Origin of the sequence: Vulcanococcus sp. (genome assembly GCF_044369115.1) — a bacterium.
GTDB lineage: Bacteria > Cyanobacteriota > Cyanobacteriia > PCC-6307 > Cyanobiaceae > Vulcanococcus.
The window spans coordinates 1-16983 of record NZ_JBIPMN010000030.1 but is presented as its reverse complement, the minus strand read 5'-3'; the positions used below and the strand labels follow the sequence as shown (position 1 = coordinate 16983).

General features: G+C 59.3%; 3 protein-coding genes. All 3 read right to left on the bottom strand.

The window, feature by feature from the left end; genetic code table 11:
- A partial coding sequence (locus tag ACIQ2E_RS03690; RefSeq protein WP_398326341.1) for an anthranilate synthase component I family protein occupies positions 1–1311 on the bottom strand: 1311 nt, incomplete at its 3' end.
- Positions 1311–1988: a 7-cyano-7-deazaguanine synthase QueC gene (gene queC / locus ACIQ2E_RS03685; RefSeq protein ID WP_398326338.1), complete on the bottom strand. Its 678-nt coding sequence runs from the start codon at positions 1986–1988 to the stop codon at positions 1311–1313. The genes queC and ACIQ2E_RS03690, both read right to left, overlap by 1 nt.
- Positions 1989–2049: 61 nt before the next feature.
- Complete coding sequence (locus ACIQ2E_RS03680) at positions 2050–16821, bottom strand: Ig-like domain-containing protein (protein WP_398326335.1); 14772 nt, start codon at positions 16819–16821, stop codon at positions 2050–2052.
- Positions 16822–16983: the final 162 nt, after the last annotated feature.

Here is a 16983-nt window from a genome sequence, read left to right as displayed (position 1 = left end):
GGGGTTGAGCTTCCAGCCCAGTTCGCTGGCTTCAGCGCTGGGATCGGAGTCGGCCACGATGCCGCAGCCCGCGTGGCCGCGCAGCTGCTCGCCTTGCAGCAGCAGGGTGCGAATCAGGATGCTGCTATCGAAGCTGCCGTCGAAGTCTCGCCGGATCAGCGATCCGCAGTAGGGGCCGCGGGCCACGGGTTCGAGGTCCGCCAGGCGCTGGCAGGCCCGCAGCTTCGGGGCGCCGCTGATCGATCCCCCCGGCCACCCCGCCCGCAGCAGATCCACCCAGCTGAGTCCGGGCTGCAACTGGCCGCACACCACCGAGGTGAGGTGGTGCACCTGGGCATAGCTCTCCAGCCCCACCAGCTGGGGCACATGGATCGAGCCGGGCACGCAGGCGCGGCCCAAGTCGTTGCGCAGCAGATCCACGATCATCACGTTCTCGGCCCTGTCCTTGCTGCTGCACACCAGCTCCGCCGCCTGATCGGCATCGCGCTGTGGATCGCTGTGGCGTGGGCGGGTGCCCTTGATCGGCCGGGTTTCCACGCCGCCATCGGGGCTCACCTGCAGAAAGCGTTCGGGCGAGGCCGAGATCACCGCTTCTCCGGCGGCTGCGCCGGCGGCCACCACCAAGCCGGCAAAGGGGGCGGGGCATTGCTCCCGCAGCCGCTGAAACAGTGCTAGGCCTGTGCTGGGGCCGGCCTCCGACAGCGTGGCGGTGCAGCAGGCCGTGAGATTGGCCTGAAACAGATCGCCGCAGGCGATCAGCTCACGGATCTGTTCCACACCGCGGCTGAACGCGCCTGGAGTGGTGTGCCACTGCCAGCTCTCCATCGGCAGCAGGGGCGTTGGGCGGGCTCCCCTGCTGTTCCCTTCGAGCACGGCAGGAAGATCCTCCAGCCAGCACGCCATGGCCTGCAGCCGCTCGGGATCCTGCCCCTCCAGCCAGAGCTGTTGCTCCACCAGATCGAAGCGCAGCACGGGATCGTGGCGGGCGATCCACAGGCTGGCCATGCTATCTGCCTTCCAGGGATTGCCCGGTTCCACCCAGGCGGCGGCTTCGTAGCTGAGCCAGCCGCACCAATGGCCCGGGCCCAGCTCGGCCAAGGCTGCAAAGGGATCACTTGCGCCAGCGGCGCCGGGGAGGCCGCGGCAGCAGCGCTGCTCGAGCGGATCCACCGCCAGGGTGGCCCAGCGGCCCAGATCGCCGCCATCGCCGTCGAGCCAGATCAAGCCCTCATGGCCCCACTGCTCTGCCAGCAGGGGCGCCAGGCTGGCCGGCGATCGCCAGGCCACCGGTACGCGCGTGCAGCCCGCCATCAGTGCTGAGCCGCCGGGCTGGCCAGGTCGGGCCGGCCGGCTTCGATCAAGGCGGCATCGCGGATGCGGCAGCTGTCGCACACGCCGCAGGGTTGGTCGCCGCCGCTGTAGCAACTCCAGGTGTCGGCGATCGGCACGCCGAGGCGCAGGGCCTCCTGCACGATCCGGGTTTTGCTCCACGTCACCAGGGGTGCCCAGAGCCGGCTGCCGTGACCTTCACGGCCGGCCTTGCTGGCGAGGTCAGCGAGCCGTTGAAAGGCTTCGAGGTAATCCGGCCGGCAGTCGGGGTAGCCCGAGTAATCCACGGCGTTCACCCCCAGCACCAGCCGCTCGGCGCCGCGCGCTTCCGCCAGGCTGAGGCCGATGGCGATGAACACCGTGTTGCGGCCGGGCACATAGGTGCTGGGAATCACATCAGCTTGCACGCCATCGCGCGGCACAGCGATGCGACTGTCGGTGAGGGCCGATCCGCCCCAGGCCGCCAGGTTCACGGCGATGGTGTGGTGCTCTGCCAGGCCGAGCTGCATGGCGATGCTCTCAGCGGCTTCGAGTTCACGCCGATGCCGCTGACCGTAATCAAAGGAAAGGCCGATCACTTGATATCCCGCTTCACACGCCAGTGCAGCGGCGGCGGCGGAGTCCAGGCCCCCCGAGAGCAGTGCGATGGCTGTGGGCATGGCAGGCGGGTTACAGGGCGATTAGGGGGCGCCAGCTTGATCGATTGCAGTGTGCCAGCCGTTAAAAATCGCTGATGATCCTGCTGAGCACCCGCTCACGGTTGGCGTTGTGGATGAGGGTCTGGCCGATCACTTGCCCGTTGCTGTCAAAGAGGTCGATCACTACATCGTTGGCTTGTTGAATAATGCTGTAGCTCTCGAACAGAGAGGATTGGATGATCAGCCTGTCGCGTTGTTTTGCTTTGAAGTCGATGATCTGATCTGAGCCGCGAGAGAGCGCAAAACGATCGGCGGATTTCCCGCCATGAAGCAGGTCATCACCATCGCCGCCATCGAGATAATCGCGCCCCCGCCCTCCGTAGAGGATGTCGTTGCCGAGGCCGCCATAAAGCTGGTCGCGGCCCTTGCCGCCATCGAGAATGTCGTCTCCGTTTCCACCAATGAGTCTGTCCTTGCGTCGGGTTCCACGGATTATTTCACGGGTGGCCGTTTCAGATTCGTTGTTGTTTGCAGAGTTGCCCTCTGATGAGTGATCGCCGTCTTGGTTGGAGTTCTGGCGTTGGAGTGCGATATTTCCGGGCACGCCTGGATCCAGGATGATTCCGTTAACGATGCCATCCATGTCTCCGCCATTTGGATCGCCATCTGTGAAGGTTAATACGATCCTGTTGATGCGACCATCGCCAGTTAGATCGATGAGTTGGGCGCCATTGTCGTAGGTGCTGAGATCGTTGTCTGCTAGGAACTCGAACCAATCGCCTTGGCCGTTGTTGAGGCTTTGATTCCATTTCAGGTAGGTGTTGGCGAGGATGCCGTCTCCTGGCAGATCGATCGTGACGCGCACCTGTTCGCCAGGGGTGTTGGGATCGAGATCTGCGAACCGATCTAGTGCTTCCCCGGTGATGGAATCCGTGCTCACGACTCGGAACGCGAGGGGATCAAACTCAGTGCTGAATCGGAGGTTGGCGTTGTTGCCTGTGTCAGTGCTGCGGTTGATGCTGGTTGGCAAATCTGCGGGTTTCTGGACCATGGCATCCAGAATGCGAGTACTTGCCCCTTCGACGACTGCTGTTTCGGCCGCGATCGTTACGAGCGTCGTGGGATTGTTGGAGCGGTAGTTGGTTTCGCTGCCCCACGGCGTGACGGTCAGATTGGGCTGCTCGCCATCCGCAATGCCGTCTCCGTTTAGATCGCCTGAATCGGACTTGAACCCAGTGAGATCGCGTGGCGTTTGCTCAGGTGGCTTGCTAGCCACCCCGATGATGAAGGTCTCTTGTGTTGTGTTGCCAAAGACGTCTTGGGCTCTGATGGTGATGTTGTATGTCCGACCTTCCTGCGCTGCTGGATGGCGGAAGGAGAGAATGCCGTTTGTGGGGTGAACATCGAAACGGCTGCTGTCGGGGCTCTCCAGAATTGACCAAGTCGTTACAGGGTGGTTTGCCCTGAGGGTGCTGATCCGAAGATCGCCCTCAAATACCGAGAGTGAGAAGCCTGGAGTTAATGGATTCTGTTGATTTTCTACTGGTGGCAATAGGCTGAGGGGATCATTGGGGACCGCTGGGAGCACGGGGCTGGTTGACTCGCTCCTCAGTTGCTCACGCACACCTGTCGCGTCGGTGTAGCTCACACGCAAACGTATGGCTTTACCAATTTCATTTGCGGTCAGTGTCAGAGAGTTGTTGTTGGCTCCGCTGATCGGTGCACCATCGGCCAGCCACTGGTAGCTCAGGGCCGCGGCAGGGATCTCACCGGTGGGGTTCGTGGCAGAAATGTTGTCAGCGTCGCTGAGGTTGACAGTGGCGGTGACTGTGTCACCTGCCAATGGCCGGCCACCGAGGATTACGGATCCCTTGGGAGTGTCGTTCACATTCCGCACCACCTCGGTGCTGGAGCTGGTGATGCGTTCGCTGAAGCCGGCTGCGTCTGTGAAGCCCACCTGCACCGTGATGGTGCTCCCCACCTGGGCCTGGCGCAGGGTGAAAGTGCTCGCGGTGGCTCCGGCAATCTCTTGGCCATTGGCCAGCCACTGATAGCGAACGGCTCTGGGATCCACCGTGCCGTTCGGGTTGTTGGGGTCGTTCAGGTTGAGTTCGGCCCGCAGAGTTTGTCCCTGCGTGGTGGAGCCAAGGATCGCCACGCTCCCGCTAGCCGGTCTGTTTACCAGGCCCACGGCTGCTGTGGGCAGGCTGGTGCTGGTTTCGGGGCTGCGTTTCTGATCGGTGTAAGTGGCTTGAGCGGTGATGCGCTTGTCCTTCAGGGCATCAAACAGTTCTTGCGTGAGGCTGAGCGTTGCTGTGGTGGCTCCAGCGATTGCTTGAGCCTGTTGGTCGTTAACGCCCTGGGCCCACCAGCTCCAGGTGATGGTGTCTGGATCCAGCCCATCGGCATCGCTGAGGTTGCCCAGCCCTGCTTGGAGAAGGGCATCCGGGCGATCGGGTGTGCCCTGTATCGCCACGCGGCCCGCCGGTGCATCGTTGATGTTGACAACCGGAGCCGTGGCACTGCTGACGACAGATTCACTTCTGAGCCCGCCGTCGGTGTACGAAACACTGACGCTGATTTCCTGGCCAACCTGTGCTTGCCGGAGTAGCAGGCTGGAGCCTGTGGCATTGGCGATTGGCTGGCCGTTAGCCAGCCACTGGTAGGTGAGATGGCCGAGGCCATCTCGATCGCTGAGGTCTTTTACATCAGCAGTTAATCGATCTCCCTGCTGAGGATCTCCCTGCGAGGGATCATTATTGCGGGTGATCTGTATACCAATGGTGCCTTCCGGTGTATCGTTGACGTTGGCAATCTCCAGCTCAACCGTCTGGCTGCGTTGGCCACCCTCTTGGTCTGTAATGGTGATGGTGAAACGATCTTTTCCGAAGGCATCGCGATTCGGGGTGTAGCGCCATTCCCCTGTGCTGGCGTCAAGCACAACGCTGCCTTTGCTGGGGTTGCTGCTGATCGAAGGCGGCTTGCCTGCATCCAGGCCCACCTGGCTGCGAACTTCGAACAGGCCCGTAATGGCTCCGGAATCCTCCAGCAGATTCACCCTTGGTGAGGCCAGCAGAATCAGCGCGCCGTTCTCTTGGCTGGAGAAGCTGTTGGTCTTGTTGAGAATCAGCTGGGGCAGGCTGATCGAGGGTTGGCTGGCAGAGCTCTGGCCAGGGTTGATGCTGACGCTGGAGACCAGCAGGGAGGGGAAGCTGTTGGGCAGGTCTGAGGCCGATTCATTGGGAATCGGCAGAATGTTGAGTCTGCCCAGCTGAATCCCAGTGCCCTGGCTCGTCCACCCCAGGTCGCCGGGTGCAAACCGCAACGTGAGATTCACCTGACCTTCAGGTGTGGTGCTTTGCTGCACCAGGGTGGTGCTGGGGAATTGTTGGGGGTCGATCCAGAGTTCGTGGCGCTGATAGCTCAACACCACCTCCAGGCTTTCAATCTCTTCCCAGGAGAGCGAGTTGTTGGCACTCTGGTAGAGGCTGAGGGCCAGGCTGTAGGTACTGCCGCTGCTGAGGGTTCCTTCTGCGCTCGACAGCGTGGCAGCCTCGGAGGGAAGGTCTGGATCGAGCGCTCCAAAGCCCATCAAGTTGATCGGAAGGCTCTCGCCGTTTGTGCTACTCAGGCCGAAATAGAGATGAAGATCGGTCGTGGGTAGTTCCAGGCCATTGGCCCTTGCCACGTCGAACAACGACGATTTGGGGAACGGCAGTTCAAAGGAGTAGCTGATTGGATTCAGCGGCTGATTGGCCTGGCGATCCGTTAACCCGGCCTTCTCTCCGAAGTGCACTGCATAGGTTTGCCCCGGCATGAGTTGCAAACTGTTCACCAAGGCGGAAAGATCCACCAGCAGTTCACTGCCCTTGGTCGACCGTGCTGGCAGTGTCGCCACCAAGTAGCGTTCGCCGGTGATGGCGTGGATACTCTCCAGCTGCACTTGCGCGCCGTTTGTGACTGAGACCGCTTCCGAGAAGTTGAGCTGCAGCACCATCGCTGAGCCCCCTGTGAGGAAGGCGTGGCTCTCCACTTCCGGCCCCCTGAAATCCACAGGCGTGCCGTAAAACGCTGGATTGCCCACCAGCGACAGGCCTTGCTCCGTTTTCAGCACATCGCCCTGACTCAGCAGGTCGACCATCAGGTAGCCGGCCTTGCCCTGCAAAAGATGTTGGCCCGTGATGGGCAGGCTGAGGCTGAGACTCTGACCATCACTGCCGAAAGCAATGCGCGAATCACTGAGCGGCAGAACGGTTAACAGATCCTCGCTGCTCCAGCTGCCGGGATCCTGCGCTAGATATAGACGGATCTCTCCTCCTTCGGGCTGCAGTGTCTGGTCGAAGTTGAAGGTGAACTCAAGCGTGCCCTGATTCCGGCTGGCTGAGAAGCTGGTGATGCTGGGGGCCTGCGGCTCCCCACTGTTGGTGAACGTATCTTCTGTCTCTTCTGGCGCACCTGGGACTTTCTGGGTGGGATCGGCCAGCACCAGGGTCTGGGGCTCGCTGACAACTGCGCCTTTCTCTTTGTCTTGGACAATGACGTACTCGAAGTAGTCGTTGATCAGTGCGTCATTCGAGCTGATGCCGTCGTGCCGATAGAGCAATTGGCCAGCATCCAGCTCGGCAATGGTGATCAGGCGCTGATCGGCCAGCTGCAGGATCGAGGGCTTTGAAGTTGGTGTTTCCTGCCAGAGCAGTTCGCCTGCGAAGGGATAGGCGGTGATCCGAATGCCATCGAGTTCCGAGTTGAAGGTTGGGTCGTCGATGTCGAACAGCTTGAACGCCTGGCTGGCTGTGAGGGGAACGAGCTCCCCTGTGGCTGCCAGCACCGGCCGGGTGTTGCCGGTCGGCAGGTCGTCGACAGCCTCCACGTTCAGCGGAACATCAAAGCTGTATTCACCAGCGGCCGATTTCACCTTGAGCGTCAGCGTGCGCGTTTCGTAGAAATGCTCGGGAGGTGTGATCAGTAGCTCCTGGCTTGCGGCATCCAGCACAACCGTCACGGCTGCGTTGCCGGATCCTGTGCTGTCGTTGAGGGCAACGAACTCCACCAGATCGAATCGATCCGGGTCGAGGAAGGCTGCCGTCAGCGTGCTGATCGGCACGCGAAGGCCAGTGTCTTCCGGGGTGCTCAAGGTCAGGCTGCCGATCGGTCGCGGTGCGTCAGGCACGGCGGCTATTGCAACTGGTATCTGCAGCGTTTGAAGGTTTTCCCCGGCCTGGATGGTTACCAGCAGGTTGCTGAGACCGTTGAAGTCGGCGTTTGGGGTGATGGTGAGGTTGCTGGTGGCGCTGTTGCCATCCCGCTTGATTTGCAGGTGGCCATCACCGCTCACGGCCACAATGGTGAAGGGGCTGGTTGCAGCCGCACCCAGTAGATCGGCGAACTTGCGCGTCAGCGGGGTGTCTTCCGTGAGAGCCAGGGCTGCCGTGGTGGTGATCGCCACGCTGGTGGTGCCGCGCAGCACGGCGTCGCTCACGTAGGCCAGGGGCTGCCAGCCACTGCCGTTGCTCGTTGGGCTCAGCACCTGGGCAATGGCCTGGTTGCCGGCATAGAGGGTGCCGTTCACCACCTGCAGTTGCGTGGCAGGCGTGGAAGAGCTGGCCCAGCTCAGCCTGTGACCTTTCAGTGGGTCAAAACCAAGCAGCAGCTGCTGCCTGGCCGTTGGAGTGAGGCTGATGGTGAAAACACCTTGATCGTCTGGGCTGATCAGGTCAACGTTTGCCAGATCGCCAAGATCGACACCGGTAACTTGATCGGCTTTCAGGGCGGTCGAGCTCGTACTGGCGGACCCATCGGCTGACACGGTGAGTGTGTTGGCGGCTCCGTTCACCTGAATGCCGCTGTGGCCCTGCAGCAGGATCAGGCGGATCTCGGGAGCGTTGGGTTGTTTTGCTGCATCGCTCAGCCGTTGGATGTTGAGACTCAGCGACGTGTTTCCAGCAGCGATGCTGAGAGCAGCTGGCAGGCTTGTTTGCCCATTGATGGTGTAATCGGTGCCGTAGATCAGGCCGCTATCCACCAACAGGCTGATGCTGGCCCCAAGGTCGCTGGCCGGATGACTGAGCTCTAGACGGGTGCCGTTCTGATCTCCCGGGGAGGCCACCCACTTCGCCTCAGCAAAGGTGAGGCCGATCTGAGCACTGGAGGGTCGCGCCAATGCGCTGTCAAACAGCGCTGTGAGCTTCTCGGCCGCTGCTGCACCACTCTGCAGACTGTTCAGCATCGAGCTGAACAAGCCTGCCTGTAGCTGTTGTTTGAGGCCTACCAGGGCCAGGGCCGCCGCTTGCGGTGGCGCGTTCAGTGTTTGGGTGGCGGCCTCGATTGCATCAATCTGCTGATTGAAGCGAGCCAGCAAATCGCTGATCAATTCAGCACTGTTCTTAAGTACAAAGTTGTCGGGTGACGGGTTGAGGCTGCCGCTCACCAGGCCATTCAAGAAGGTGAAATAGCCCTGAAGGGATTCGCTGCTGCTGAGATCTAGGAAGGAGTCCCTGCTGCCGGCCTGGTCAACTGCAGCGGCCTTGCTCGCGGCGTAGAGAGCCAGGGGTAGATAGGGCACCAGCCCATCGGGCTGCGGCAGGGTGGGGTAGTCGCCAGCGAGATTGAGGGAGCTGACGTCGAAACTGGCTAGGTAATCGGCGGTGGCCAGCAGCAGCCCCTGGAGTTGATACTCGATGCGCAACTGATCACGCGCCAGATCGCGAGTTTCTGCATCGCTGCTTGCCAGACCCTGGTAGCTGCTGGCGGCGGTGATATCGAGCTGCCCAAATCCCTCGATGCCGTTGAGGTAGTTGTCTTCCAGGGTCAGAGTGGTGGCGTTCGCTGCCTGATGACGCTTCAGCAGGCTGGGCAGGGCCTGCAGCGAACTGATCACCGTGAGGGCGTCAGGAATGCGATCGCTCGGGGAGAGGTGATCAAACAGCGCCAGCTTGCGGCTTAGACCCGTCATCACGTCACGGGCTGTGGCCGAGGGGTGCACAATCAGCAGGCCGCTGAGGTCGTCGTCTAGGAGTTGGGAGGAGATGCGGCTGAACAGCTCCTCCTGGTCGGCCGTGCCTGCCCGGAAACCGCTGAAGATGCGTGCTTCGCGGGCATCAAAGGCAAAGTCAAAATCCTGGTCAAAGAACACCTCCGCGGCGCCAAAGGTCGGACCGGTGTAGATGGTGCCCAGCTTCACTTGAGCGCCCAGATTCGGAAGCGGCAGCCTGGTCTCTAGCCGCAGCAATGACATCCAGGGGGAAGCAGCTTTGAACTGGAGATCGGTCCACACCCGCGTGTTGCCCAGCTTGAGATTCAACAGCAGATCGGCAGGATCACGCCCCTCTGAATACGTGGGATCAAACAGACTGCCCAGCAGGTTGTTCAGATAGAGGCGCTCGTAATCCTGGGCAGAACCGCTGAGGCTGAGGCCACCAAACAGGGTGCCAGCGAAGCCGAGCTGACCGCGCACGCCAGCCACCTTGTAGTCCAGTCCCACGTCGGCGCTGAACGCGGCATCGAGGCTGATCAGCTCATCGCTGAGCTCCAGATAGGCGCCGCTGTTGCTTTCAGTAGCAGCATCAACCAGCAGCTCGAGCACTTTGTTGAGATCGAAGCTCGAGCGGCCCGTTAATCCATCCGTGATTGCAGCACCAAGTGCCTTGATGCCTTTGGTGGGGGCGCTGAATCCAAGCGTGGCATCAAGGCCGGCCGTGAGCCCAAAGTTGCCACCAATCACGATCGGAAGGGGAATGCCGATTACGGCAGCAGTAGCCTCCCCAGGGATCGCAACTTCAGCTCTTGCCTGGAATCCAGCGGCGAGATCGAGGTTGTACTTAAAGATATCAATATTCTTATCAAGGATAAAATCGATAATCGCCTTGGCAGGATTATCAAAGATCGGCACCTCAAGCGAAGAGCGATCGATGAAGCCACTCACCTCACTCGGAGGCGGCTGGGTCTTATCGCGTGAGAGGTTTGGCTTGGTATTGGCCAGTGAGTACAAGCCGCCGAATCCGCCCAAGCCGGCGAGGACCTGATCAAGATCCGAGCTGCCATCAGCGAGCTCGAAGCCTACTTGATTCGTTTTAAGGTTGTAACTGAGTTCGGCCGCAGGCAGGTCAAGCCAGCCACCCACAGCAAGCGTTGATCCATCCTTCGCGAGCTTCAGGAGAGACTCCAGCGACTTAACGAAGGGCGCCAAAGCCGGATAATCCATCGTGTAGGCCTGCTGCCCATAGAGAGCCACGTAGGGCTCAAAGGCTGTCCCCATGCCTACGCGTGCCAGGAGCTGATTGATCTTGAAGATGTCCGAGGCAACCTTGTCGATCACCTCAATCAGCTCTATGCGGTTATTCCTGTAGGGGTTGCCGACGTAGTCTTCGAAGTAATTGGTGGCCAGTAGGCCAAGATCCATCTCAGGCAGAATGTCGAGTTTTTGCTCTGGGATGACTTCAACCAGTCGCGTTTTGAAGGTTGGAATACGGATGCCAAAGACCCGCTTGTAGCCAGAAATGTAAACCTGAGGTAGCTTGAGCGCTGGAATCGTGACGGCAACGGGATCCGTTTCAAATCCATCGAGTGGGACAGAGGTGCTGAGGGTGTTGACGATGGGCTGAACGGCTGGGGCAATGTCGTTGATGAATTTGTAAGTAGGAGCCACCACCGCATCCAACATGCCCGTGTTGATGGCGAGATCGGCACTCAGGCTGATCGTGTCGTTCGCAAAGCTCAGCCGTGTGCCGGGATCCAACCGGATCAGGCCAAAATCGATTGGCTCATTGTCAGGTGTGAGTAGCAGGCTTGCTTCTCTTAAGGCAAGAGTTCCTTTGTCGAGATCAACACTCACCGAGAAACTTCCTTCCACAGGGAAGGGGTTGCTGTTGCCCAGAAGCAGTCGGCCGCCGACGTCCAGAATCAGCTCATCGGCGGCATAGCGCAGTGTGGCGCTACCACCATCGAGAGTGAAGGCAAAGTCTCCTGCCTTGAATGTTGTTCCGCGCCCAATCGTGACATTGGCAATAAACTCAAGATCCGATTCATTCCTCAATGTCGCCATTAAGCTGGCGCTGTCAATGCCAAGGGTTTTGTAGATGTCGTACCCGGAGGTGCCGATCTTCAATCCTGTGAGATCCCCTTTTAACGTGAGGACCTCAGAGTCTGTCTGCGTCAGGTCGCTTGTTTCACTGAAATAGCCAACCTGGATCGATCCGCTCAGGTCGATCAGCTTTCCAATCCGCAGATTGTTCACGAAACCGTTGAGGTTTAGGCTGCGGACCTCGCCATTGGAGAACACCATCTCCTCGAGTTCGAGGGCGGCGCTACCGACGCTCAGGACAGGGCTGTTGAAGCGGAACTGATTGAGAGCACCGGAGAGTGTGTAGGTTTCGGCGTTGTTGTAGCGGCTGTTCTGACGCTGATAGCTGACAGCCAGATCGCCGCCTAAGCTAAATGGAAGCGTGGAGTCGTATTGCTGCCCGAGCGAAACAGCCGCCCTGGCTTTCCAGCTCACCGGATCCCAGGTGTTGTTGTTGACGATCAGTAGATCCGTGACTTCGACATCGGCATCGACCAGACCGGCAAAGATCTGTGCAGAGACCGCGGCACGCTCCAGCCGTAGTGTTTCCCGATTGAAATAGAGTGTGTCACTCAGGTCATAGGTGAGGTCGAGCTCACCGTTGAGACTGAACTCAAGGATGTCTAAGCCATCCAGCTCAGCATTCAGCGTCCAGCGCTTGGGTTTCCCATCGACAATGACGGCACTGAGCGAACCGGTTAGTTCAAGGTCTACGTCAAGATCGGGCTGATCAAACCTGAACTTGTTGACCAATGCCGAAACAGTTAGCTCATCAGAACCACTGTCGAGCTGTCGATAGGCCAGCTCAGCCTGACCACTGATGGTGGTGTTGCCAAACAGCGTGATGTCGTTCAGGAAGGCACTCACCTTCCACGAGCGCACCTCTCCGCTGCTCGTGATCTGCAGATCGGAGAGACTGCCACCAAAACTCTGACCAGCCTGGCCACCTGGGAGGGTCAGCCCGGTGACAGTGCCACTGAATCGGTATAGATCATCCGCATAGGCAAGGCTGATCGCGCCGGAGAGGGATAGCCCATCGCTGATCTCGAACCGATCAACGGTTGCGCGCAGCTCCAGTTTTTCCGGGCTGGTTAGAGCCGAGAGAACGTTGGCTCCTGTGCCGCGGTCAAAGAAACCAACCGCGATCTGTCCTGAACGCAGCACGAGCTCGCGATTCCCTGGCAGCGTGAACGTGAGATTTGCAAAGGATGCATCGATCTCGTAATAAGGAACCCGGTTGACCGCTCTTTCGTCGATTTCGCGGTAGCTGATCTGAATCGATCCGTTCAGGTTCAGGCCTGCCAATGCGAGATTGGAAACGCTTGCCTGCAGGGTCCAGCCAACCAGCTCAGGCGCAGTACCTCCGAAATCCACCAACGTGGCTTTTACCTTGCCTGTCAGCGTGCCGGCATGACCCAACACCGCTGGCAGGTTGAACTTCTCAACTTCAGCGCTGAGTACGATCTCCCGCTGTTGCTTGGTGTTGTATCCATAACTGATTTCTGCGGCACCTTTAATCGTGAAATGATTGAAGGTGAGCGATGCCTCGCTGGCCATCAACGTCCAGCTCTGCACCATCTGCTCAAAGCTCTCGCCAGAGCGGCGATCGACGATCACCAGATCGCGCAGCTCTCCACTGAGGCTGGCCTTGCTGCCAGCGCCCAAGTCGACTTCAAATCCGTCAATCCTGGCATCGATGGTGTATGTGGCACCGGCTGACGCGGCCAGGTTGGCGTCGATCGACAGCGATCCATTGAAGTTGAACTGATCAAAAAGCCGTACGTTCTCTGCTTTGGCTCTTAGCGTCCAGCTTTCTAGTTTCTCATCGACAATGCGGAACGAGAAGCCACCACTCAGATCCGGCAGATCTGAGAGGCCATCGCCATTGAAATCAAGCTTGAAGCTCCGAACATCAGCCCGACCGCTCAGCAGCGAGATAGATCTGTCGTAACTGAGCTCAAGGTCGCCACTGAGGGCTAAGCCATAGAGCTTCAGATCTTCTACAACGGCATTCAGCTGCCAGCTTTGGATTTCGCCGCTGCTCGTGAACATGAGATCACGCAGGGTGGCCTCATCCAGTTTCAGCAGAATGTCGTCTGTTAGCTGGAAGCTGCTGTTGATCAGCCCGGCATTCAGGATGTAGCGGGAGAGGCCACTCTTATTTGCTTTGTAGTATTGATCTTCGTATTCGAGTGAGAGGTTGCCTGAAATCAACAGGCCATCAACGATCTGCAGATCGGTAACGCCACCTTCCAACTTGAACCAGTTGACGCTGCTGCTGCCATTGCTGAAGTAATCCATGTCAAACGCAGCCGAGCCATTGATCTCGGCCGTTTGCATGCCGCCAGGCAGGTTGAGCGCAAATCGGCTGACCTCCACCTTGCCATTGATATTCTCAACGAGCCCCTTTTTGTAGGCCAGGCGTGCATAGCCATCGGCGCTGAATAGTCCACCAACCGAGAAGTTGTCCAGCGCCCCGAACAGCTCCCAGGCCACGGGTGAATAAACTCCGGTGGGCTTCTGCTGATCATCCAACACCGGGATCAGCGTCAGCTCCTTGATTTCGCCATCCAGGCTGGCGCCGTTGCTGCCCGGCAGCCCCAGCGGCACATCGCTGATGCCGCTGGAGAGAATCATTTTGCCGGGTGCGCCATTGGCAAAATCGCTCAGCCTCACATCCACAAAGCCACTGAGGCTGAAAGGATTGCTGCCGCTGCCAAGCTTTAGCTCGTCCACCTGTGCGAACAGGTTGACGCTGCTGATCGCATCGTCGATCAGGGTGAAGTTGGCAAAGCCACCCGCCTTGAAGTTGAGGCCTGGAAGCGCGACGCTGATTTCCTCCGCCTGCAGTGACCCGAAAGTGCGTGTGGAATCACCCGCGCTGCTGGAAAGTGTTTCGCGAACCAGGTTGAAACCACCTTTGATCGTGATGCCGTTGCCCAGGTTGAGAACAACGGATTCTGCGGCCAGATCGAATCCCAGCAGCTTCCCATTTTCGATCTCAAGTGAGAGGGAGACATCGTTGATGAACTGCGGGGCGATGGTGCCACCCAGGTCGAGCTTGATGTCGGCATCGTCGATTGCCAGGGAGAAGCGATCTGTTGTTCGACCCTCAATCAGCTTCTGTTGATAAGCAACAGCTGCATTGGCAGAGCTGATCGTGAATAAGCCAAAATCGGCATCACGCAGAACGGCCTGTGCGGAGAAGTGCTGTAGACGGCCATTCAGCGCTTCGAAGGCCAGACTTCCGCTGTCAAGATCGAATCCGAAGTCCGAACCAAGGGTGACGCTGGCTTCGCTGATGGCAACTGCACCCTGCAGGAGCTCGCCGCTGACATCCTTCTTGTAGTCAAAGGCCGCTTGCCCAGACAGCTTCAGGAGGCCAGCGAAGTTGAGATTTTGAACAACGGTGCTGAGCTGCCAGCTTTCCAGCCAACTCGTTGCACCGTCATTGACCAGTGCAAAGGCGATTGTGCCGTTGTCAAGGTTCAGTGAATTCTGAGGCAGCGACAAGCTGAAGTCTTCAACCTCAGCCCGACCTGTAAACCGTGAGACAGACCCTGCATCTTTGTAGGAGAGATTCAGGTTGCCATTCAGGCTCAGGCCTTGGAACAGCGTGAGCCCAGCAACAGACGTGTCAATCGTCCAGGCTTTGACAGCCCCATCCACCAGGGTGAGGTCCGTGAGAACGACCTTCAGATCGTTGAGAACGACTCCTCCTGCGCTGAAATCGAAGTCGTTGATCGCAGCTGACAGCCAATAGGTAGCTAGGTTCCCCGTAGCCGCGCTCTTTTCGTAGCGGGCATCCAGGCTGCCATTCAGCACAAAGCCCGCAACCGGCAGGTTGGTGACGGACCCTGCCACCTGCCACTGATTGATCACGGGGCCCAGCCCTGTGCCATCTCCTGAAGGATCAAACAGGCGGAAGTTCAGCCGGGCGTCGTTGAGCACCACGGGCGGCGGGGTTTGCGCGCCGCCGGCAGTACCACTCAGGCTCGGCAGTACAAAGTCGTCGACATCAGCACTGAGCCAGAAGGTGCGGTCGCCATACTCCTGACGTTCGCGGAGGCTGAGTGAACCGCCAAGGCTGAACGTCTGATCGCCAAGCGCAAAGGCAACATCGTCAACAGCAGCCAGGAACCTCCACTCGCTGATTTTCTGTCCTTCCGAGAAGATATATTGATCAAAATACCCGGATGCATTCTGGAGGTTCAGCCCGGGCACATCGATGCTGAAGCTGGGCTGTGTTCCTGATCGGATCTCAACCGGCAAGCTCCGGTTGGCATCCAGGCTGAACACCACGCCACGATCGATCCAGCCGTTAGCTGTAAGCGCATTGAGCTCCTGGCTCAGTGCGTAGGTGAAACGTCCATTGCTTGAATGGCGCAGCTCATGTACATCAACAGCACCGGCATCGCCTGCATAGGCCCGGAACAGATCTTTGGCTGCCAGCACCCAGTCGCCGCTGATCTCACTGCTACTGGGTTGACTGGCACTCAGCCTCACAATGGACGGATCCAGGCTCGAGACATACCGACTCACCAGCACATGCGGTTGCGACAGGCCGGGCTGTGTGCCGATCGTGCGTACGTTGCTGCCTGCGCTGCTGCGGCCCATCCCATCGAACAGGGATTCGCCCACGAGCTGGCTGATGCCCTCGCGCGTGATCAGGTCAACGTTGTCGCTCTGTTCGCGCAACACTGCACGGCCGCGTTGATCAGTGCCGTCGATTTCCAGCAACACCCGATTGAAGCTGTCGCTGATTCCATAGTTCGCGCTTCCACTGCTCAGTTCGATCAGCAGTGACGAGGGATTGACAGCCTTCGAGACATCGATCGTGATCGTGCGCGTGGTTTCCCCCGCTGGGATGTGCAGGTAGAGCGGCTGTGTTGCTGAGCCATCGATGGTGTAATCGATGCCGTATTTGGCAGCTCCCTCTGTGTTGAGCAGGAACACCGCACCACCCGAAGGTGCTGGCTGCGACAGGCGCAGTAGAAAGGCAACACGGCTCGGTTTCTCCGCGCTGAATGCTTGCTCCACCGTGAGCGCTTTGCTCAGGCCGGCCACAGCAGGCTTGACAGCTGTGCCGCCACTACGCCCCTGGATGGCCGCATTGATGGCCTTGAACTGCTCGGGCGTTAGCGGCTCAAAAGAAGCAGCCTGCGTGGCTGGATCAACCTCACTGCCCGGGTTTCCACTGAGGATGGCTGACGCCAGCTTGTCGAGGACGCCGTCACCCTTCAGCAACTCGGTCTTGACCGCCGACACCGCAGTGGTGACCAGCAGGGGGTTGCTCGCATATTGTTCCGCTGCGATCGCATCAAATGCGTTCAGATAACTGACCAGTTCTGTGGCACGGGCGTTGAGATTCAGGCCCTGAAGCAAATTCTTCAGCTGCGTACCACGGCCGGTCAAGCCACCGCTGATGCGGCCATTGCTGAATGTCAGTGCGCCCAGGCCTTCTTGCGGCATGGTGAGCTGGGCAAACCCCAACACCAGGGCGACATCATTCGCATTGCCGAGATCCAACTGATACGACTTGGCAGCAATTCCATTCGCCACGGAGCTGGCATAGGTGGAGTCGCCCACTCCCTCTGCCACCAGCTTCAGCAGATCCGCGTAGTAGCTGTCTGTCTTGCCTTGAATCGTGAGTGCCAGGTAGGGCAGCACCTGGTAGGCGTAGATCTCAGCGTCGTAGCCAGTCGGGTTGTTGGGAGAGCCGAGTTGCTCTGACTCGATCTTGCCCAGATCAAATTGCTGCTGATAGAGACGCTTGATCAGCCCGGTGAGCAGCATCACGCGGGTTTCGAAGTTGTATTGCTGCAGTGGATCCGCCGGGGCATCATCGGGATCAGATGCGGGCCGGGCGAGGGCGAGGGCGTCGTAGACCCGCAGAACGCTGTTGTAATCGGAGCTCAGGCTGGCCGGCAGCTTCAGGCTTTTCTTGAAGGCTGTCTC